This is a genomic window from Dokdonia sp. PRO95 (genome assembly GCF_000355805.1).
Taxonomy (GTDB): domain Bacteria; phylum Bacteroidota; class Bacteroidia; order Flavobacteriales; family Flavobacteriaceae; genus Dokdonia.
Genome location: NZ_CM001837.1, coordinates 978,492 through 998,926, shown reverse-complemented (window position 1 = coordinate 998,926; position 20,435 = coordinate 978,492). Strand labels below are relative to the sequence as shown.

Annotated in this window: 17 protein-coding genes; 8 read left to right on the top strand and 9 right to left on the bottom strand. The window is 38.0% G+C overall.

All coding sequences use genetic code 11. The annotated features are described in order from the left end of the window. Positions 1–4: 4 nt before the first annotated feature. On the top strand, positions 5–784 hold the full coding sequence (locus D017_RS04275) for an amidohydrolase (protein ID WP_035337971.1): 780 nt from the start codon (positions 5–7) through the stop codon (positions 782–784). Here the strand turns inward: D017_RS04275 and D017_RS04270 are convergent. Together D017_RS04270 and D017_RS04265 are read right to left on the bottom strand one after the other, a co-directional pair. Then, positions 771–2,435, bottom strand: a complete 1,665-nt coding sequence (locus tag D017_RS04270) for an Ig-like domain-containing protein (RefSeq protein ID WP_051583797.1) — start codon at positions 2,433–2,435, stop codon at positions 771–773. The two genes, D017_RS04275 and D017_RS04270, sit on opposite strands and share 14 nt — an antisense overlap. 41 nt (positions 2,436–2,476) lie before the next feature. Beyond that, entirely contained in the window at positions 2,477–3,157 is a 681-nt protein-coding gene (locus tag D017_RS04265; protein ID WP_035334837.1) for a phosphoribosyltransferase family protein, read from the bottom strand. A gap of 37 nt (positions 3,158–3,194) precedes the next feature. On the opposite strand from D017_RS04265, the gene D017_RS04260 reads away from it, so the two are divergent. From D017_RS04260 to D017_RS04250, 3 genes are all read left to right on the top strand, one after another. Next, entirely contained in the window at positions 3,195–4,094 is a 900-nt protein-coding gene (locus D017_RS04260) for a hypothetical protein (protein WP_152023860.1), read from the top strand. A gap of 166 nt (positions 4,095–4,260) precedes the next feature. Next, on the top strand, positions 4,261–5,796 hold the full coding sequence (locus D017_RS04255) for a glycine--tRNA ligase (RefSeq protein WP_035334834.1): 1,536 nt from the start codon (positions 4,261–4,263) through the stop codon (positions 5,794–5,796). A gap of 103 nt (positions 5,797–5,899) precedes the next feature. Continuing rightward, complete coding sequence (locus D017_RS04250; RefSeq protein WP_081804630.1) at positions 5,900–8,836, top strand: proprotein convertase P-domain-containing protein; 2,937 nt, start codon at positions 5,900–5,902, stop codon at positions 8,834–8,836. Between the two features lie 72 nt (positions 8,837–8,908). Here the strand turns inward: D017_RS04250 and D017_RS04245 are convergent, their stop codons facing one another. Together D017_RS04245 and D017_RS04240 are read right to left on the bottom strand one after the other, a co-directional pair. Next, entirely contained in the window at positions 8,909–9,250 is a 342-nt protein-coding gene (locus D017_RS04245) for a hypothetical protein (RefSeq protein ID WP_035334832.1), read from the bottom strand. A 38-nt stretch (positions 9,251–9,288) separates the two neighbouring features. Beyond that, positions 9,289–12,714 carry a hypothetical protein gene (locus D017_RS04240; RefSeq protein WP_035334831.1) on the bottom strand — a complete coding sequence of 1,142 codons (3,426 nt, stop codon included), beginning with the start codon at positions 12,712–12,714 and terminating at the stop codon, positions 9,289–9,291. A gap of 118 nt (positions 12,715–12,832) precedes the next feature. Between D017_RS04240 and D017_RS04235 the strand changes: the two genes are divergently transcribed. The 4 genes from D017_RS04235 to D017_RS04220 are packed head-to-tail and all read left to right on the top strand — an operon-like array spanning position 12,833 to position 16,087. Further along, positions 12,833–13,597: an exodeoxyribonuclease III gene (locus tag D017_RS04235; protein ID WP_035334829.1), complete on the top strand. Its 765-nt coding sequence runs from the start codon at positions 12,833–12,835 to the stop codon at positions 13,595–13,597. A 14-nt stretch (positions 13,598–13,611) separates the two neighbouring features. Then, entirely contained in the window at positions 13,612–14,595 is a 984-nt protein-coding gene (locus tag D017_RS04230) for an OmpA family protein (protein WP_035334827.1), read from the top strand. Between the two features lie 13 nt (positions 14,596–14,608). Beyond that, the gene (locus D017_RS04225) at positions 14,609–15,043 is read left to right on the top strand and encodes an RDD family protein (protein ID WP_035334826.1); all 435 of its coding nucleotides are present in this window, start codon (positions 14,609–14,611) and stop codon (positions 15,041–15,043) included. A 9-nt stretch (positions 15,044–15,052) separates the two neighbouring features. Then, on the top strand, positions 15,053–16,087 hold the full coding sequence (locus D017_RS04220) for an aldo/keto reductase (protein ID WP_035334824.1): 1,035 nt from the start codon (positions 15,053–15,055) through the stop codon (positions 16,085–16,087). Between the two features lie 56 nt (positions 16,088–16,143). Here the strand turns inward: D017_RS04220 and D017_RS15330 are convergent, their stop codons facing one another. From D017_RS15330 to panD, 5 genes are all read right to left on the bottom strand, one after another. After that, a complete protein-coding gene (locus tag D017_RS15330) occupies positions 16,144–16,317 on the bottom strand; it encodes a hypothetical protein (protein WP_160164956.1) in 174 nt (57 codons plus the stop codon). 121 nt (positions 16,318–16,438) lie between these two features. After that, on the bottom strand, positions 16,439–17,809 hold the full coding sequence (gene radA, locus D017_RS04215) for a DNA repair protein RadA (protein WP_035334822.1): 1,371 nt from the start codon (positions 17,807–17,809) through the stop codon (positions 16,439–16,441). 121 nt (positions 17,810–17,930) lie between these two features. Next, complete coding sequence (locus D017_RS04210; protein WP_035334821.1) at positions 17,931–19,076, bottom strand: alpha/beta hydrolase-fold protein; 1,146 nt, start codon at positions 19,074–19,076, stop codon at positions 17,931–17,933. Between the two features lie 47 nt (positions 19,077–19,123). Then, complete coding sequence (locus tag D017_RS04205; protein WP_051583944.1) at positions 19,124–20,029, bottom strand: lysylphosphatidylglycerol synthase transmembrane domain-containing protein; 906 nt, start codon at positions 20,027–20,029, stop codon at positions 19,124–19,126. A gap of 53 nt (positions 20,030–20,082) precedes the next feature. Continuing rightward, positions 20,083–20,433 carry an aspartate 1-decarboxylase gene (panD, locus tag D017_RS04200; protein WP_013750424.1) on the bottom strand — a complete coding sequence of 117 codons (351 nt, stop codon included), beginning with the start codon at positions 20,431–20,433 and terminating at the stop codon, positions 20,083–20,085. Between the last annotated feature and the right edge of the window lie 2 nt (positions 20,434–20,435).

Sequence of the window (20,435 nt, the reverse complement as noted above, 5' to 3'; positions counted from 1 at the left end):
TACTATGAAAACAGAAACTTTACAAGTAAGCCTTATACAAACTTCGTTTTTTTGGGAAGATGCAAATCGCAATAGAGTACACCAAGAAACATTGATAGCAAAAGTTCCCAGAGATAGTGACCTTATCGTACTGCCAGAGATGTTTACTACTGGGTTTTCTATGAATCCGCAATCCCTAGCGGAAAGCATGGATGGTGAAACTGTGCAATGGATGAAGCAACAGGCTCTTAAGTCACAAGCAGCCATCTGTGGAAGTTTGATTATAATTGAAAAAGGTCTCTATTACAATCGTTTTTTATTTGTCACTCCAGAAGGTGAAATCACTACCTATAATAAGCGCCATACGTTTAATATGGCGGGCGAAGGAGAGCAGTATAAAGCTGGGAATGAGCAGGTGCTTATACATTATAAAGGCTGGAAGATATTTCCGCAGATTTGTTATGACTTGCGTTTTCCGGTGTATGCGCGTAATACATTTGATTATGATCTTATTATCTACGTTGCAAACTGGCCAAAAACTAGAATAGCAGCCTGGGATACACTCCTTAAAGCTAGAGCTATAGAAAACATGTCTTATTGTATTGGAGTAAATCGCGTGGGAGTAGATGGTAATAATCTTGAATACATAGGGCACTCTGCAGTCTATGATGTGCTAGGAGAAGAGGTGGTCACAGGGCATACTCAAGAAGGCGTAGTGACCACCACGTTAACTAAAAGGCATATTAATAACACAAGAAGTAAATTGCCTTTTCTGGAAGATAAAGACAGATTTACTCTTGGATAGTATCCTTAAGCTTTGTTTTTCTAGAGAGTAATTCAAAAGTTTCCTTTGCAAACCAACTTGGTCGCACATCAATTTCTCCGGGGAAGTTGATAATTACTTCTGGTTGTGTTCGTTCTAAATAATTACCTGAGTCAAAAACACGGTTATTATTGGCATCTTCAATAAGGCGTATTTTATAAAGGCCTGGTTTGAGAAGTTTAAAGTTAAAAACAGTTTCTTGAAGGGAGTATTTAGTTTCTACGATTTCGTCACTTTTGTTCATTAACTGTACGATATATGGAAAATTAGCCGCGTTTTTAAGCGTGAGCTCTATATCTCCATAATCTGAAAATTCTTTAGTGTTAGCTTTATAGAAAAGAGTATCATTCTGCTGTCCAAAAAAGTCTGTAATCGCATTAGGTAGCGCCTTGATACTATATCGAGTCTTCTCTTCTTTTTTAAAGTCAATGTCTAATGAGGTTCGGTTATCTTGTAAAGAATAAGTAAAAGGAATCTCTACAGAGTCTTTTAAAACGGTTATCAAAGATTTATTAATCGTGTCTATAGGAATATTGCTGAGTATGCGATATGGCTTATCAAATAGCACAGCGTTACGATATTTTGAAGAAAAGGCTAGGGAATCTAGTTTGGGTTTTCGTATTCTAGCTTGTAAGGTGTCATTATAACCTGGAGCAGTAACATTAAAGACAAGCGAGTCAAGTGCAACTTGTGGTTTGTACCAATAGTTTAATGTGTCTTCTCCTTTCTTTGTTATAATACTTTGGTGATTGTTTCCCACATCAGTTAAGAGGTTTATAGAGATACTATCTATATACCCACTAATGCCAAAGGCAATTTTACCCTGGGCAGCATGCTTAGGGCGGGAGGCTTTATAAACTGGTGTTTCTGAAAATAATTTTAGTGTATACGACGAGTCAGTTGGGACAGTTATAAAATCTTCTACAAAAGCAACTTTATCCTTTTTAGGTTGAAATGTATAATTTGCATCTTCATCTTTTAAAGCTACAAGTGCATATGTTCCAGGTTTTAGATAGTCTAGCTCAAAGGTGTTGAGACTATCTAAGGTATTTGTAACGTATAAAGGTGGCTTATTATAGATAGTGGAATCCGTATAGGTACTATCTGCTTCATAAAGCATTACGGTTACAAAATTGTCAGGCTTATCTAAGATCGCATCTACAATTGTTCCTGCCACAGTAAGACTATCTATGTAATCTCCAGTAGACATTACGTACTTAAATGAAGGAAAAGGATTTCCTTCATTATTATCTACAATACTGAGTCCAAAGTTGAACACGTAGGTCGTATTGGGAGCAAGTGTATCTTGGATTTTTATTTCTATATATTTTGATGCAGATCCCTGTGGAGAGATTACTCTATTGATAATAGGAGGAGAGATGATAAGCTGTTTTCTAAGATCTTTGAGTTTTATATACTCATCAAAATAAATGCGAATTTCATCTCCATCAAAGTTTGTCGTAAAGTTAGGAGGTGTAGACTTTACAAAAACTGGAGGTAGGCTATCCATAGGTCCTCCGGTAGGAGAACCACGTTTTGCACAGTTTACGAGCGTTAGTGCCATACTCACCATAACTACTATAAATATAGCTACGCGTCTTCTATTAAAATGATACCAAGGATTATCTGTCATGCGACTACAAAGAAACAATTATTTTAACCAAAACGAAATACCTATTGTGCTATTGCCATCACAGCAATACTTAATTTGATATTAGGTATTTTAAGAAGTTGTAAGGCGCATGATTCTAAAGTTGCTCCTGTAGTTAGAATGTCATCACACAACAATATATGCTTGCCTTCAAGATTGCTATTGGTCGCGATCGAAAAAGCATCTAGTACTTCATCACTACGTGTAAACCGACCTTTAAACACTTGAGTTTTTGTATTTTTTGCTTTGATAAGCACATCATCAACATAATGAGCTTCTAGCGCTCCAGCGAGCGATTGTCCAAAGCCTTCCACTTGGTTGTATCCTCTCTTTCTTTTCTTCTTTGGGTGAATGGGCACTGGTACTACTGCGTCTATGCACTTGTATTTGTCAAGAGATTTGAGATCTTCTCCTAGCCATGTTCCTAGAAAGCCGCTTATTTCATGCTGCCCTCTGTATTTGACGTTGTGCATGAGTTCCTGGACCGGACCTTTTTTTTCAAAGTAAAACAATGCAGTCGCATTTTCTATATTGAGGCGTCCATAAAATACTTTTTTAATTGCAGGGTCGTTGTACCTATGAAAATCTGTAACAGGTAACGTATGCCTACAATGTGTACATACCATATTTTCGGCAGCTATGAGTTCGCTGTCACAAGATTTACAGGTTTCTGGAAAAAATAGAGAACGGAGCGATTGTAGCAATGGCTTATACTTTTTTTTTCTAAATTAACCCCTTTATGTGAATAAAAGAACATCTATGCGTACTAAAAGTACAAATAACACCTTATTATTTCTTGTGATCTTGCTCTGTCTAGTTGTTGCAGGGCTAGGATTTCACACCTACAATTTTCAAAATGAAGTGCAGCAACGTGAGGCACAGTTAGTAAATGACAAAGAAAGAGTCACAGCACAACTTGACGAGGAGTTGTCAAAATACAGTAGTCTTTTAAAAGAGAGGGATGCATTAAAAGGAGCTCTTAAACAAGCTCAGTCACGACTTCTGCAACTTAAAGAAACACTACAAGACGACGACTTAAGTAGGTCAAAAATGCAGCAGTTTCAAATGGAAATACAAAGGTTGCGCAGAGAGCGAGAGTTTTTTATAACTGCAAACGATAGTTTACAATTAGAAACAAAACGTCTCGCGGCATTACAACAAGAGACGCAAAAAGCGCTAGACCTAGCAACAAAATCTCAAGACAGTATACAAAAATCTAATAGAGATCTGGCAGAGAGACTTACACAAGGAGCACGCCTTACAGTAAGTAATCTCGCAGCAAGAGGAGTGATCCAGCGCAATAGTGGCAAGTTTTTTATGACTTCTAGAGCCAGTCGTGTTGAGATGATGCAGGTGTGTTTTACCGTAAATGATAACCAACTTGCAGAGGCAGAAAATAAATCTTTTTACGTGCAAGTGGTCAATAATCAAGGCCGTATGATTGGTGTAGAACGCAACGAGAAGTTTGAAGACGGCTCTGTCGTGCGATACAATACAAAGACTACGATTGCATTTAATAAAACTGCCTATACCATTTGCGAGCTTGTGTTACCTGTACAACAGATGGAAGGTGGTGATTATACAATAAACGTCTACCACGAAGGCTCCATGCTACTCTCTACCATTCTTTCTTTAAAATAGGGTAATTGCAATTTCCGTTATTTCTAATGGATTGCTATTTTTACAGCTTGTTACAAACGAAAACAAATAATTTTATTTTATTGGTTTGAGAGGTTTTTACGCTTTCGCGAAAGCGTAACCTTATACCTCATCAATTTTAATAAATTGAATAATTAATCTACAACTTATGGCTCAACAAGACGATCATTTTAAAAAAGTAATATCTCACGCAAAGGAATACGGCTACATCTTTGGTAGTAGTGAGATTTATGATGGCCTAAGTGCTGTCTATGACTACGGTCAAAACGGCGTTGAGCTTAAGAAAAATATACGCGAGTATTGGTGGAAAAGCATGGTGCAGATGAACCAAAATATTGTAGGTCTAGATGCTGCAATATTTATGCATCCTACTACATGGAAAGCGTCTGGTCACGTGGATGCATTTTCTGATCCGCTTATAGATAATAAAGATTCAAAAAAGCGTTACCGTGCAGATGTACTCGTTGAAGACTATGCAGAAAAGCTCAATCAAAAAGCCGAAAAGGAAATAGCTAAGGCTGCAAAACGTTTTGGGGAAAGCTTTGATAGAGCACAATATGAAGCGACAAATCCTAGAGTTATGGGATATCGCGAGAAGCAAAAAAGCGCTACCGCAAGACTTGCACAATATCTAACCCAAGAAGATTTGCCAGCAGTAAAAGCACTTATAGAAGAGCTGGGAATAGGATGTCCTGAGTCTGGATCAAAAAACTGGACAGATGTGCGCCAGTTTAACTTGATGTTTGGAACAAAGCTAGGAGCATCTGCAGAGACGGCAACAGATTTGTACTTACGTCCAGAAACTGCGCAAGGTATTTTTGTAAACTATTTAAACGTCCAGAAAACAGGGCGTATGAAAATTCCTTTTGGAATTGCACAAACAGGTAAAGCATTTAGAAACGAGATTGTTGCACGTCAGTTTATATTTCGTATGCGAGAATTTGAACAAATGGAAATGCAATTTTTTGTGCGTCCAGGAGAAGAAATGAAGTGGTACGAGCACTGGAAAGAAACTCGTTTAAAATGGCATAAATCGTTAGGACTTGGAGAAGAGAATTATCGTTTTCACGACCATGAGAAGCTTGCGCACTATGCAAATGCAGCAACAGATATAGAATTCAACTTTCCATTTGGCTTTAAGGAGCTTGAAGGTATACATTCTAGAACAGACTTCGATCTTAAAGCACATGAAGAGCATTCTGGAAAGAAATTGCAATTTTTTGACCCAGAGCTTAATAAGAGTTATGTGCCTTATGTGGTAGAAACATCAATAGGTCTAGATAGAATGTTTCTAGCAGTATTTTCTGCTTCACTTCAAGATGAAGAATTAGAAAACGGAACTTCAAGAGTAGTATTAAAATTACCAGCAATTTTAGCTCCTGTAAAAGCAGCTATTTTACCACTAGTTAAAAAAGATGGGCTCCCAGAAGTAGCACAAAAGATCATCGATGATTTAAAATACGATTATCGTGTAGCATATGATGAGAAGGATGCAGTAGGTCGTCGTTATAGACGTCAAGATGCGGCTGGAACTCCACTTTGTATCACCGTTGATCATGATACACTAGAAGACAATATGGTGACAGTAAGAGATAGAGATACAATGGAGCAACAACGTGTTTTAATCACAGATTTACCTGATATTCTCAATAAGAAAGTGAATTTTAGACATTGGATAGCTTAAAGCTAATTGTCGATAAATATTATAAACACCCATTTCATGGGTGTTTTTTTATGCTTTAGGTTGAGTTTTTTGTATTTTTATTAAGCAAACCACTAAAAACTACATGATGAAAAAAATTTACTCTCTGCTTTTTGCAGTTCTCTTAGGCTTTAGCTTAGGGGTATCGGCACAGCAATCTAAACCTGTTGGGCCATTTTCTGTAACCACAGCAGCTACAGTAACACAGATGCCGTCAATACAATCAAGGTCTAAATTAATTCCATCAGTAGATAAAGGGATAAAGGTTCAAGATGGTCGCGCTACTAGAAATGAGATTTTAATAGGCAAAGGAAGTAAAGGGGCTGATGCACTTGCACAAAGTAAACACAGAACATCTGGTACTGTGCCTGGAAGAATGCCTAGTCTTGTTGTTGAGACGGCATTGTCTAATTCTCAACCTACTGATCCGTCTGGAGCTGTAGGGCCTGATCATTATTTTGCCGTATTTAACACTGGATTTAGAATTTTTGATAAGGACGGTAATGCTCTAACAGAGAAATTAGGGACAGAAAATATTTTTCCAGCTTCAGGTTGTTGTGACCTTACGGTGTCATATGACAACTTAGCAAATAGATGGGTGGTTTCTTTCCTTGGGAATGGGGTGCAGATTGCAATTTCAAGTGGAGCTAATCCAATGACTTCAAATTGGACTGTATATAACTTTCCAAATATATCGGACTATAATAAGTTATCTGTTTGGAGAGATGGTTACTATGTAACGGAAAACACTGGTGGATCAACGAAGTTGTGGGTGCTAGAAAGATCATACAATTTTGACGGATCGCCAGATGCTGAAGCTAGAATGGCTGGTTTTGAATTGCCAGGTATTGTTATCAACGGTTTTCACAGCCCACAAGCACTTAATATTACAAACGATAATCATCCCACAACTGGAGGATGTCCTATTGTTTATTTACAAGATGATGCTTGGAACGGAGTAGATACAGATCATATTAAATTATGGGAAGCTACTATGGATTGGGATAATGTTGAAAACTCTACGGTATCTCCTCCTTTAGAAATTGCCGTTACAGAATTTACATCTGTATTTGATGGGGGAGCTTTTGCAAATCTAACGCAGCCTAATGGCGGTCAAGATATAGATGCATTGCAAGCTACTATCATGAATCAGGCGCAGTTTAGAAAATTTGATGGGCATAACTCAGGAGTATTTAATTTTGTTGTAGATACAGATATCTCAGGACAAGAACTGGCAGGAATCCGCTGGATAGAACTTCGTCAAGATGTTGATGGTGGAACATGGTCTCTATTTCAAGAAGGAACTTATACGGCACCTGATGGTAAACATGCTTGGCATGGATCTATGGCTATGGATTCAGAAGGAAATATAGGGTTAGGTTACACATCTATGGCTGGACCTACAACACCAACAGATGGAAGTGTTGATCTTGTCTTGAGCTCATACTATACTGGACGCTTTGCTAGTGATGCTCCTGGAACAATGAGTATCGAAGAAACACTTATTGCCAAAGGTTCTGGAAATATACCAGGAGCAGAGCGTTACGGAGATTACGGTAAAATGGATGTTGACCCTATTACTGATAAAGAATTTTGGTTTTTAAATGAGTATGTTGGGGCAAATGGACGTGCAAATGTACTTGGCGTTTTTCAACTAGCACCTGAGCTTACTAATGACGTTGCTGTGACAAGTATTGACAGTCCAGTAAATGGTAATCTAGGTAACTCTGAAGTTGTTACAATAACTATTTATAATTTGGGATCTGCAGATGCTTCTAATTTTGACGTTACTTACCAAGTTGATGGTGGAGCTATAGTAACAGAAACGTTTACAGGTACCATACCACCATCCTCGTCAATGCAATATACATTTACCACTACAGCAGACTTTTCAATACAAGAACAATCGTATCAACTTACAGCTGCTACAAACTATAGTATTGATGAAGATAACTCAAATGATGCTACAACTAGGACAATATTAAATGTAACACCTTTAGATATTGGCGTTGTAGGTATTGTATCTCCTTCTACTGGTGATAATTTAGGGATAGAGACAGTAACAGTAACAATTAGAAACTTTGGGTCTGTAAGTCAGACGGGATTTGATGTTTCTTACACATTAGACGGTGGTACCGCTATTACCGAAACTGTAACTGCAACTGTTGATCCTCTTGAAGAAATTGATTTCAATTTTGTAACAGGTGTAGATGTTTCTGAAATAGCAGATTATACTATAAGTGCATTTACTGCCCTTAATGGTGATACAGATTCTTCAAATGATGCCGCAAGCAGCACATTCTCAAATTTATCTTGCTTGACTACTGTAAATACAACTACCCAAGAAATTGGTCCTGATGCAGATGTTATAACAGAATCTGTTATAACGGTAACTAATGACTTTATTATTACAGATGTAAATGTGTTGATAGATGTGACTCATACGTATAATCAGGATTTGGTAATCGAGCTCATTGCGCCAGATGGCACAACGGTAGAACTTGCTAATCGAGTAGGAGGAAATGAAGACAATTTTACAAATACCTTGTTTGATAGTGAGTCAGATAATCCAATTCAAAATGGCGCAGCTCCATTTACAGGTGTTTTTGCACCTAGTGGTTCCCTTGAAGTATTAAATGGTTTGACATCTGCAGGGGAGTGGACTCTTCGTATTACTGATAACGTAAATGAAGATGGCGGGTCCCTTAATAATTGGTCTATCCAACTATGTGCTGCAGAGGCGCTTTCTGTTCCAAATCCTTTCTTAGAAGAAACAGATTTAGTAGTAGTGTCAAAAGGGAAGAACCAGTTTAATGTGACTTTAAATACAACAGAATTTAATCAACGTTTAGATCTTAATGTATATAACCTATTGGGTCAACGAATGCTTAACCATAGGCTCTTTAACACAGGAAGTGGCTATTATTACGACTTAGATATGTCTTACGCTGCAAAAGGTGTCTATCTTGTAAAAGTTGGAACAGGAGATGTAGGGAAGGTAAAACGCATCATTGTTCAATAAGCATGAATTAGATTTTCATAAAAAAGCCCATTGCACTAGCAATGGGCTTTTTATTTAGTGGTATATCCAGTGTTATTTATTCATCTTCATTTCTGTAATCCCTACAGGGCTAGCTTTATCGCATCTACTCATGCGACGTTGTGGAGTGTACTTAAACCAAACAGTGGCGCCATTCTGCATAAAGTCTTTATCGATAGTCATAGGGTCTAGATGACGGCCATCTTGAAGCTTAATTGTCCACTCGCAATCGCCTTCTGCTTTAGACTGTACAATAGTTCCCGAAGTGTATCCTTTAGTGTCAAAATCCATAAGTGCTGTTTTAGTGTCTTCTACAGCAACCGGCTTTTGCCCACAGCAAGAAAAAGCCATGATTCCCACTAGAGACATACCTGTAATGTATAATCTTGTTTTCATATTTAGGTAGTTTTTGTTTCCTTAAAGGTCGTTAAAATTTAGAAGAAAGCCTTAATCTGAATGTTACCTGTATGGATAGTTCGTGTTTCTTCACTTTTACGACCAAAATAAGAGACGTTCAAATCTAAAAATTTAGTTATCCTCTTCTGTGCAATTGCATTCCAAGTAAAGTTTGTTCCTGGTTGTAGCCCTTCTAGAATCTGATATGCAACTGGACTAAATGCGCTTCCGCGAAAATCGTTATTGATATACTTAAACTCCCCAGTTAATGATACTTTTTCTAAATCTGCTAATGCAAATGAGATACCAAGATTCTGTTGGTCAAGTTGTTCTTGCTCTCCAGTCGTGTTGTTTTTATTTTGATATTCATAAAACAGTGAAACCCTCGATTGTTTGCCAAAGAGATATGAGAGTTTAGGATTAACACCAAAGTTATCTATACTAAAATTACGAGAGCTAAAATTCTCTGCGCTACTTTCGGTAGAGCCTAGTTCTCCTCTGGCATTAAAGAGCCAGCTCTCTTTTACTTTGTGTAGAAAGTTGAGTTGATGACTTTGTACTACACTTTCCTGTAATCCTGTAGAGAGAAGAATTTTAGATGTATTTGACAGAAATGAATAGGAGGTAGTATAACGCTGCTTTCCTCTATTAAAAAATAACGTATTTCTAAAGTTGACCGTAGCGCCTATTTCATCGTCATCCTCATTAAATGGGTTCAGGCTAAAATTGTTATCAGTGCGCAATACTCTTTTATCTAAGATATAGCTAGACTGATTGTAAAAGTGGGAAAGAAACTTTTTTATTCCCTTGAGTCCTGACCACTGCCCAGGCTGTAGTGTGAGTTGCTGGCTTAATCTGTTTTGGTGAGTTCTTACAAATACTTGGTTTGGGAGTAGTATTCTCACATAATCTGCTTCATCTTGAAACTGAGCTATCTCAAATTCATCTAGCTCTTGTATGCCATCTCCGTTGTAATCATTCCATGTATGGGTTCCTTGACCTTCGTCTACTTGAATAAAAGTAAATTCTTGCTGAGGTTGGGTGCCGCTATTAGTTTCAAAAACAGTGTTAAGTCGGATGATATCATTTGCAAATCGCTGATTATAAAGTAGTCTTGAGTTGAGCGAGTTTTCATCTTCTTGTTGATCTTCATAACTAAGATTACGATAATTTAGAAAGAGTGAGATGTTTGTTTTCTCATTTTTTATCAATTGAGATTTTAAGTAATAGGTGTTAGATGTATTTACTCGTGTTATACGATTGAGTCGCACACTATCATTTATACGATATTTATATCCAGCTTCCATATAGACGTTTGTGCTGTCTCCCACACCGGCAAAAGCTTTGTAAGCACTAAATCGCTGACTATTTGCCGTTATAGAGTCATTCCTCTTTGTGATTCTAACGTTGTCCTCCATATTAAATGAAGCGCCTATCCATGATTTTTTGAAACCATAAATTGCATTTACGTCTGCTCGTGTAAAGTCTGTATTGAGTTGTACATCATCTGTACTAAGCGTACTTGCATTAATCGCAGTCCTCAAATTGCCAAGTTCCCAGTAGGCATTTAAGCTGTGTCTGTAACCATTATAAGCATCTTGAAAATTTAGATGTTGAAATTGATAGGTAATTGCACCCTGTTTTGCATGAGCATAATTGAGTCCTACCGTAGTAAAATGTTGAGTTCCTAATAAGGTTCCTCCAGCTTGTGCTAGTGAGTTCTCGACATTCCAATCTCGGTTAAATTCTATATTGTAAAGCCCTTCAATACTTCTAAAATCTTCTTGTATAAAATCCCAACTTCCAAAAGCACGAAAGCTAGATAAACTATCCTTTTTATAAAGCAGCTGATTTACGTCTACATGTGCAGCATAACCATTATTGTCGTCATCATCTAGCGTAGAGAATGTATTTGTGTCATTATTACTTCCTGCAGCTTCAAAGTTTATTGTAGTTTTTTCTGAAGGTGTGTAGCTTCCATTTACTACGCCTAATTGTAAGACCGTAGGAGCAAAAAGTTGTACTTGAGGAGCAAAAGAACCTTGCGAAATACCATTTATAGGGGCAACATATTCAAAAGTACGCTGTAAAGTATTTGTTGTGCTTAAAATGTAGTCTCCTTGGTTTTCTCCTACATTAGTAAAACGTACTTGAAATAGTTCTTCTTCAGGATTAGCGCTAAATTCAAAAACCTCGACTCCATTTACAATAATCTGTCTGTAGAGAATCTTATTTTCATCAAAGGTGTCTGTGATTGCGCTAGGAGCAATCATTTCTTGCATATCATCACCAGCTTCTTGTAAAATAGAAACCTGTTCGGAGGTGAGATTTTGTTGTAGTGGTTGGTTCTTAGCATCACTTTCTGAGTATACGTGAGCAGATATTTTGAGTTTATCGCTTTCGCGAAAGCTTCCTCCTCCATACGCCAGAAAGCGCGTGTAACGTCGCTCAGAAAATTGATAAGCAACATTAATACGCATCTCACTAGTGATGGGGTAGGTGGCATTAAATCGAATCTCCCCAGCATTATAATCGATAATGTAATCTTCATTTTCTCCACGTGTAAGCGGGATGCCATTTACATAAACGGTCTCACTTCCTGAGACTACGAGTACAAATAGCTCACCATTAGGTCCCGTAAGTTTATAAGGGCCTTGATTTCCTTCTTGCCCTATAAATGTACTTTGTGTAAAAACACCTCGCACTAAAGCTCCAGAAGCATGTAAGTCTGTTTGTTTATCATCTGAGTGATTCAAGGTGCCACCTAGGGATAAGCCTTGGATTTTTTTTGTAAATCTGCCGAAGTAGGTGTCCTTGTTTTCTAGATTGATATCACCAGCTCTTATATTCCAATTGTCAGAAAATAGCTCGATAAACACTTGGTCAAACTCATCCAGGTTTTGAGAGTATCCGCCTTGCTGGCTGGGTATATTTGCATCTTGTATAGAAGCGCGTAAGGTAACGCGCTCACTTAGCTTTCCGCTTATTTGTAAGTCTAGCTCTGAGTTTAAAGTGCTGTTCTGGCTATTACCTAAAGCGACTCCTCTCAGTATACTTCCGCTCACGTTAAGGCCAGAAAATGGAGTGACAGTATTTGTTCTCCTGTCCTCACCTAGGCTTATTACCTTATTAAGGCTCCCAGTACTCGTCACAATTTGGCTAGAGTCATACTGTGAGTAAGCACGCGTGAGAAAATCTGGATAAACGTTGTAAGTTACAATGAGAGAATCTGGAAGTGCTCCATTTTTCGCGCTAAGCGTAAGGATACTTTTTCCATAATCAACACTATAAGCTGTACTGTCTATACTTGTGCCTTGTAGCGTAGTAATTCTAAATAAGGATGGATTAATACTTACAGAGTCTAAAAGTATTGAGTCTCTTACTGCAATTCTTTTGGTACGCGTCTGTTGTGCTAGAACAGCACTGGTGCATAATAATAAAAGAACTGTGTAAAATACGCGCATCAATAGTAAAACTCTAGGCTGAGGTAAATATTACAATGACTCAAAGGTAAACTTTATAAGTTTTTTACGAGGAGTGGAAAAACCTAATTTATAACTTAGCAGTCCAATACAGCATACTATGAAAATTATCTCTTATAACGTAAACGGTATCCGTGCAGCTTTGCGCAAAGATTTTGCCACCTGGTTGCAACACACAGATCCAGATGTGGTGCTGTTGCAAGAGACAAAAGCAACGCCAGACCAAGTAGATACAGCAGTTTTTGAAAGCCTAGGTTATGAGCATTACTGGTTTAGTGCACAAAAAAAAGGATACAGTGGCGTGGCTATTCTCACGAAGAAAACGCCTAAAAATGTAGTTTATGGAACGGGAATCGAATCCATGGATTTTGAAGGTAGAAACATAAGAGTAGACTTTGATGATGTTTCTGTGATGAGCATGTATTTACCTTCAGGTACAAATAGTGCTCGTTTAGAGCATAAACTGGAATACATGTCGTTATTACAAGATTATGTAAACGAGATCAAGCTGGATGTGCCTAATCTTGTGATAGGTGGCGATTATAATATTTGTCACGAAGCTATCGATATTCATGATCCCGTGCGTAATAAAAACGTGAGTGGCTTTTTACCCGTAGAGCGTGAGTGGATAAGTAATTTTATGGACAGTGGTTTTATAGACTCTTTTCGTCATCTTAACAAGGAGCCAGACAATTATACTTGGTGGAGTTATCGTGCAAATGCGCGAGCAAATAACAAAGGATGGCGCATAGATTATAATATGGTAAGCGAGCCGCTAAGAAATAATATTGAACGAGCTGTGATTCTCTCTGATGCTGTGCACAGTGACCACTGCCCTCATATGGTAGAACTAAAATTATCTTAAAATATATGAATACAATGTTTAAAAAATCTCTTCTCATACTGCTTGCAGTAAGTACACTTGCTTCTTGTGTTCCTGCAAAAAAATTTAAAGATCTTGAAGCAAGCTATAGTAGGCTGCGCAAGGATAACCGTAGCCTTGAGGATAATGTAAAGGACTTAAAAGCCGAGCTCAAGAAAAGGAATGAGATTTATGATAAGGTGTCAAAAGATCTAGCCTCAAGTATGATTAGAGTAGAGGAGTTAGAAGGTGAGTACGCTTCCGCGAAAGCTAATCTAGAACAACTACAAGCAAGTTATAACGCACTAGAATCCAATAGTAGTGCGACTATAGCCGAAAATTCTCAGAAAAACAGACAACTTCTAGCCGAACTAGAGACAAAACAAAACGATCTTGCAGAAAAAACTGCTGCTCTTGAAGCAGAACGTAATCGTCTTGAGAAGTTAGAAAAAGATCTTGCAGATCGCTCTGCGAGAGTAGATGAGCTAGAAGGTGTAATTGCAGCAAAAGATGCCACAATGAGAGCGCTTAAAGAATCTATCTCAAAGGCACTTACAGACTTTGAAGGAAAAGGGCTTACCGTAGAGCAGCGTGATGGTAAAGTATATGTATCACTTGAGAATAAACTTTTATTTGATTCTGGTAGCTGGACCGTAGGCGCAAACGGAACAAAGGCGGTAAAGCAATTAGGTAGCGTGCTAGCAGATAATCCCGACATCGCTGTTCTTATCGAGGGACATACAGATAATGTGCCTTACGGAGGTAGCGGAAATCTAGCTGGAAACTGGGACCTCTCTGCAAAAAGAGCAACAGCTATTGTTGAAATTTTACGCACAAACAGAGATATAGACCCTAAGAATCTAACAGCAGCGGGCCGTGGAGAATATGCTCCCGTAGCTGAAAATGACACTGCAGAGAACAAAGCAAAAAATAGGCGTATAGAAGTAATCCTAACGCCTAAACTTGATGAGGTGACTGCTTTACTTAATGATATTGATTAGATAAAGAAGGAATTTGAAATACGATACTAATTTAAAACGACGTTTTTGCGCTGGCCTAATTGATTATGTGATAATCTATTTAATTGCTTTTTTTCTAATTTTCTTATTGGGAAAGCCAGATTTAGATGGGACGTATCATCTCAACGGTTTGCCAGCTTTAGTACCTATGTTGTTTTGGCTAGTATTTACTGTAGGTTTTGAAGTCTTTTTAGGTGGCACATTAGGTAATTCTATTGTCAGGTTAAAGGTTCTTCCAGTTAGTGGATTGCAAAGGAACCTTACGTTTGGAGAATCATTAAAAAGACATTTGATGGATCCTATAGATATGTTCTTATTTGGTCTTGTTGCAATTATTGTAATAGGTAATACAGAAAAGCGACAACGTCTAGGTGATATGTGGGGAAAGACGGTCGTAGTGAGAATGAACCAACTTATTGAAAAAGATTAAAGCGGACTTATGAAATACACAACAATACCAAATACAGATATAAAAGTCTCAAAAATTTGTTTGGGATCAATGACATGGGGGCGCCAGAATACGGAGGCCGAAGGTCATGAGCAAATGGATTATGCACTTACTCAGGGTGTCAACTTTATTGATACTGCAGAGATGTATAGCGTGCCTTTTCAAGAGAAAACGTACGGCGCAACAGAAAAAGTGATAGGAAATTGGCTAGCCAAAAATAAGAATCGAGATCAGATTGTTCTTGCCTCAAAGATTACTGGCCCTAGCCCAACATTTGCTTCTGTAAGAGATAACCTCGGTTTTTCTAAAGAAGCTATAGATGATGCATTGCATAAGAGCTTAAAACGTCTCCAGACGGATTATCTTGATTTATACCAATTACACTGGCCAGAGCGTAACACAAATTTCTTTGGAAAACGAGGGTACACTCACAATCCAGATGAGCAGTGGAATGATAACATTGCAGAGATTCTTGAATCACTAAACACCTATGTCAAGCAAGGGAAAATTAGAAATATAGGACTTTCTAACGAATCTCCTTTTGGCTTGATGCGTTTTGTAGAGGAAGCTAGAAAAGGTGCGCCAAAGGTTGTAACCGTTCAAAATCCTTATAACCTTCTTAATAGAAAGGATGAGATAGGTCTTACAGAAGGCTTACATCGCGAGAATGTAGGTTTACTACCATATTCTCCTCTTGGTTTTGGACAGCTTACAGGAAAATATCTAGACGGTTATCCAGAAGATGCACGTGTGACTTTGTTCCCTAACTACAATCGTTACCATAACGACAACGCATTTGAAGCAACACGTCGTTACAAAAAGATTGCAGATGAGCATGGATTGAGTCTTACACAAATGGCACTTGCGTTTGTGACAGATAGACCTTTTGTGACTGGTAATATTATAGGGGCTACAAGTATGGAGCAACTTAAAGAAAACATCGGTAGTGCAAATATCACACTATCTGAAGAGGTTTTAAAAGCGATAGACGAGGTGCACGCAGCAATACCAAACCCTGCGCCATAATAAAATAGAATTGTAGTATGTAAAAAAGGTGCGCTGTAAAGCGTGCCTTTTTCTTTTCACGCTTTCGCGAAAGCGTAATTCCAAGAGTTGTAAATACTATCATCTTTCTCAAAACCACGAGCGTAAACTTCGCGAGCCGTAGGTTGCGTGATGGCGTCTGTGACTTTTTGAATTTGATTACAACTTACGATGGCAAGAAGTAATAAGGCGTATAGAATCTTTTTAAGCATAGCAGCCAATATGCAGAAAAGGTGCCATGTGCATACAAGAATTAGTCAGATATTGACGCAATTGATGATATGTGAACGTTTTTAAATACTTCTGTAAAATGATGCTCGTTTATCTAGTGGCTTATCCAAAAAGATGTCTCACGACATCATGAACTTTGGCTACTTTAATCACATTGATGTGATAATTAGTATCAGGTATCTTGCAATATTTTGAAATCACAATACTTGTAAAGCCTAGTTTTTCTGCCTCTACAATACGTTGTTCAATACGGTTTACGGGGCGTACTTCTCCTGCGAGACCTATCTCTGCTGCAAAACACATGGACTTATCTACGGGGATATCTACGTTGCTCGATAGCACTGCCGCTACCACTGCCAGATCTATAGCAGGATCATCTACAGTGATTCCTCCAGTCACGTTGAGAAAAACATCTTTTGCGCCTAGTTTGAAACCTGCTCGTTTTTCTAATACAGCGAGAAGCATATTGAGTCGCTTTACATTGTATCCTGTTGAGCTACGTTGTGGTGTTCCATAGACGGCGGTACTCACAAGCGCTTGAATCTCTATCATAAGCGGTCGCATCCCTTCCATTGTGGTTGCGATTGCTGTCCCGCTCAAGTCTTCATCATTCTTTGAAATGAGAATCTCACTTGGATTACTCACTTCTCTCAATCCTGAGCCTTGCATCTCATAGATGCCTAGTTCGCTAGTGCTCCCAAAACGGTTTTTATGAGCTCTTAAAATTCTATAAACGTGGTTGCGATCTCCTTCAAACTGGAGAACGGTATCTACCATGTGTTCAAGAATTTTTGGACCAGCAATATTCCCATCTTTTGTAATATGACCTATAAGGATCACAGGTGTTGCTGTTTCCTTAGCAAATCGTATCAGCTCTGAAGTGGTTTCACGTATTTGTGAGATACTCCCAGCGGTACTTTCTATATGATCAGAATGTAGCGTTTGTATAGAGTCTATAATTACAATATCTGGCTGCATCTCTTCTATGTGCCTAAAGATATTTTGAGTCTTTGTCTCTGTAAGAATATAACACTGGTCGCTTTCTGGATTAATGCGCTCAGCACGCATTTTTATTTGCTGCTGACTTTCCTCTCCAGAGACGTAGAGTGTTTTGTAAGGTAGCGCTAGTGATATCTGTAGTAGTAAAGTACTTTTTCCTATTCCAGGTTCTCCACCTAGAAGAGTAAGAGACCCAGGTACTAGTCCACCACCTAGAACACGGTTAAGTTCGCCATTTTTAGTATTCATTCTAGCCTCAGAAGCTGTAGAAATATCGGCAATCTTAAGTGGTTTGCTTGTGCGAGTAAGTCCAGAAACCTTTGCGGTTTCAGACTTCCAATCCTTTTTGTCTGCTTTTTGTACAACCTCCTCAACAATGGTATTCCATTGTTTACAAGCATTACACTGGCCTTGCCATTTGGCATGCTGTGTGCCACAGTTTTGACAGAAAAAGGTAGTTTTTATTTTGGCCATAAAATGAGTAATGTACTTGCAAAATTAGGGAATCAAACCTCCTTTTAAAATTATTTTGATTTAAATAATGTCTAAACTAAAGTATAAGCAAACGCTATAAAAAAACAAATGTTGTAGGTGGTTAATAGCCAAAGTCTTGTTTGATTTGGTCTGCTCTTTCTAGCATTAAATCTTTAGTAAGAAATGATACTTCTTCTAGTAAAAAAGCATTTTGATATGCGCGCATTGCCTTCTTAGGTTCTCCAGACTTCTCTAGTGATAGTGCGAGGTAGTAGTTCCCTAGCATAGTTTGTGGGTATTGCTTGCGAGCAAGTTTTCCAAGCTCTTCAAGACCTTCCCAATCTCCTTTTTTCTCCAGCGCTGTAGATGTTGCTATAAAATCATTAATGCGTATAGCATCATCTAAGCCAAAAAGTGTTTTTACCGTTGCATACTTATCTATAAGGTAGTTATAAGGAGACTCGCTAGGTAGTATCTTCTCCTTATACTCCTTTTTGCTAATAGGGCGATATATAGAAAACATGTTTTCTAATGCCTTTGGTATAGCGCGACCCACAAGTGAGTAGTGCGTTGCTCCGTCAAAATTGTCAAAATTATATTGAACATTCTCATTTTGAACCTGTTTCATCTGAGCGTCTAGTTGAATAATAGGATCGCGTAGTACACTTATATCGTCACTTGCTGTTGCTAGGTAATAGAATATTTTTTGCTTTGCTTGTCCTAATCTAGCAACAAGGCGTTCTTCCATTTGTGGTGCGAGATCTGGACTTAAAGAAATGTATCCTTGAAAAAGCGCAGGATCTTTCATTAAGTAGTAATTCATAAAATTTGCGGTCATGTCATGCCCTACTGCAATTCTAAACGTACTAGTTCTGTAATTTTCATCAAGATAAGGCATTACTTCTAAGCCTAAAAATTCAAAGAATGAAGCCCCAGTATCAGATGGAAGGTTGCTTACATCATCATAAAATGTATCATCATCTCTACTGTCTACTTGATTAATACCTACTACAATTACTTGTGGCATTTCTTCCCAGTAGCTATAATAATCTACATTACCAGCTACGGGCTCAAATAAGTAATCGCCATCCATAACTACAATTACAGGATATGATTTTTCTATATTCTCATCATAATTGCGAGGTAACTGTATTTTAAGCTGTCTGGATGTGCCTAGAATTTCTGATTGAATCTCTTTGTAGTCAATTTGAGAAGAAGCTAGTACACTGTAAACACAGAGTATTAGAGTAAGTAGGTTTATTTTCATGTGGGAATAACTTTTTAGTTATTTGGATAGTCCTAAAATATGAAAAATTACCGTCTTTTAATAAGCAGTAAGATAAGTGCGCAAATACCTCCTATAATTACATTAAAAATAGTTTGGGTTCCCCAAAGGAGCCAGCCAAAGGTTGCGCCATCTTCGTATCCAAAAAAGGTAAATATTGCAGCCATAGCTATAGGATATAGACCCATTCCAGCATTTGTAGCACTCATTGCAAATGCACCTATTACAAAGGAAGCTAGAATAACCCCTAGTGGAGCCTCTGCAGTGCCAGGTACCGTATATTTCATGATCCAAAACATACCTATATACATACCCCATATAAATAAAGTATGTAGTATAAATGAAGTGTTGTGCTGCATGTTTAAAATACTTTTTACCCCATCAAGAAGTCCGAGTCCAAAGTTTCTAATTTTCTGAATCAAGGGATGTGAAGACTTTTTGAGTAATCGTAAACCAAAAATTCCAGCAGTAAGACCTACAGCAAGTAGTATGATAAAACCAGTGGGATTTGCATTCTCTTGAAAATAAGCTACGAGCGCTGTAGATTGTAATATTACGGCGGTAGTCATGATGAGTAGCAGTACGATGAGATCTGCAATGCGCTCTGCTACAATAGTTCCAAAGGCTTTTTCAAAAGGAATATTATCTGTATTTGAAAGACTCACCCCTCTTAAAACCTCGCCTGATCTAATAATAAATGTATTTGCAAAATAGCCAATCATAATAGCCATAAAGCTGGTGATGAACTTAGGCTTGTACCCTAAAGGTTCTAGTAAATATTTCCAGCGGTAAGCTCGAGAAAAATGACTAAATAAACCAAATAGCAGCGAGATGACAATCCATAAAGGATTTACCATTTTTATCGCTTCCCACATATCACTGCGCTCTACCGCAGTCATTTTACTAAGTTGGTACCAAACCAAAAAAACTCCCACAAGTGGGAGTATAATTTTAAGTGCGAGACTTTTATGTTTGTTACTTATCAACGTTAGTTGAGCAAGTTTGTTTCTTCATTAGGGAAGCATAAAGTAGGTTTAAACTTTTTTGCTTCTTCTACTTCCATAAAAGCATATACAATTAAGATAAGCGTATCTCCTTTTGCAACTTTACGAGCAGCAGCACCGTTTAAGGTGATTTCTCCACTCTTTCTTGGTCCAGGGATTGCATATGTCTCAAGACGCTCTCCGTTTGTTACGTTTACAATTTGTACACGTTCTCCTTCAATTATATTTGAAGCGTCCATCAAGTCTTCATCAATGGTAATACTTCCAATATAATGTAACTCGGCACCCGTTACTTTAACGCGGTGTATTTTTGATTTTACAACATTTACTAGCATAG

What these genes read in the sequence shown, in the direction of transcription:
- D017_RS04240 (WP_035334831.1), bottom strand. Translation starts at nt 12,714, where the DNA reads ATGCGCGTATTTTACACAGTTCTTTTATTATTATGCACCAGTGCTGTT.
- panD (WP_013750424.1), bottom strand. Translation starts at nt 20,433, where the DNA reads ATGCTAGTAAATGTTGTAAAATCAAAAATACACCGCGTTAAAGTAACG.
- D017_RS15330 (WP_160164956.1), bottom strand. Translation starts at nt 16,317, where the DNA reads ATGCTTAAAAAGATTCTATACGCCTTATTACTTCTTGCCATCGTAAGT.
- D017_RS04255 (WP_035334834.1), top strand. Translation starts at nt 4,261, where the DNA reads ATGGCTCAACAAGACGATCATTTTAAAAAAGTAATATCTCACGCAAAG.
- D017_RS04275 (WP_035337971.1), top strand. Translation starts at nt 5, where the DNA reads ATGAAAACAGAAACTTTACAAGTAAGCCTTATACAAACTTCGTTTTTT.
- D017_RS04245 (WP_035334832.1), bottom strand. Translation starts at nt 9,250, where the DNA reads ATGAAAACAAGATTATACATTACAGGTATGTCTCTAGTGGGAATCATG.
- D017_RS04210 (WP_035334821.1), bottom strand. Translation starts at nt 19,076, where the DNA reads ATGAAAATAAACCTACTTACTCTAATACTCTGTGTTTACAGTGTACTA.
- D017_RS04235 (WP_035334829.1), top strand. Translation starts at nt 12,833, where the DNA reads ATGAAAATTATCTCTTATAACGTAAACGGTATCCGTGCAGCTTTGCGC.
- D017_RS04230 (WP_035334827.1), top strand. Translation starts at nt 13,612, where the DNA reads ATGTTTAAAAAATCTCTTCTCATACTGCTTGCAGTAAGTACACTTGCT.
- D017_RS04220 (WP_035334824.1), top strand. Translation starts at nt 15,053, where the DNA reads ATGAAATACACAACAATACCAAATACAGATATAAAAGTCTCAAAAATT.
- D017_RS04250 (WP_081804630.1), top strand. Translation starts at nt 5,900, where the DNA reads ATGATGAAAAAAATTTACTCTCTGCTTTTTGCAGTTCTCTTAGGCTTT.
- D017_RS04270 (WP_051583797.1), bottom strand. Translation starts at nt 2,435, where the DNA reads ATGACAGATAATCCTTGGTATCATTTTAATAGAAGACGCGTAGCTATA.
- radA (WP_035334822.1), bottom strand. Translation starts at nt 17,809, where the DNA reads ATGGCCAAAATAAAAACTACCTTTTTCTGTCAAAACTGTGGCACACAG.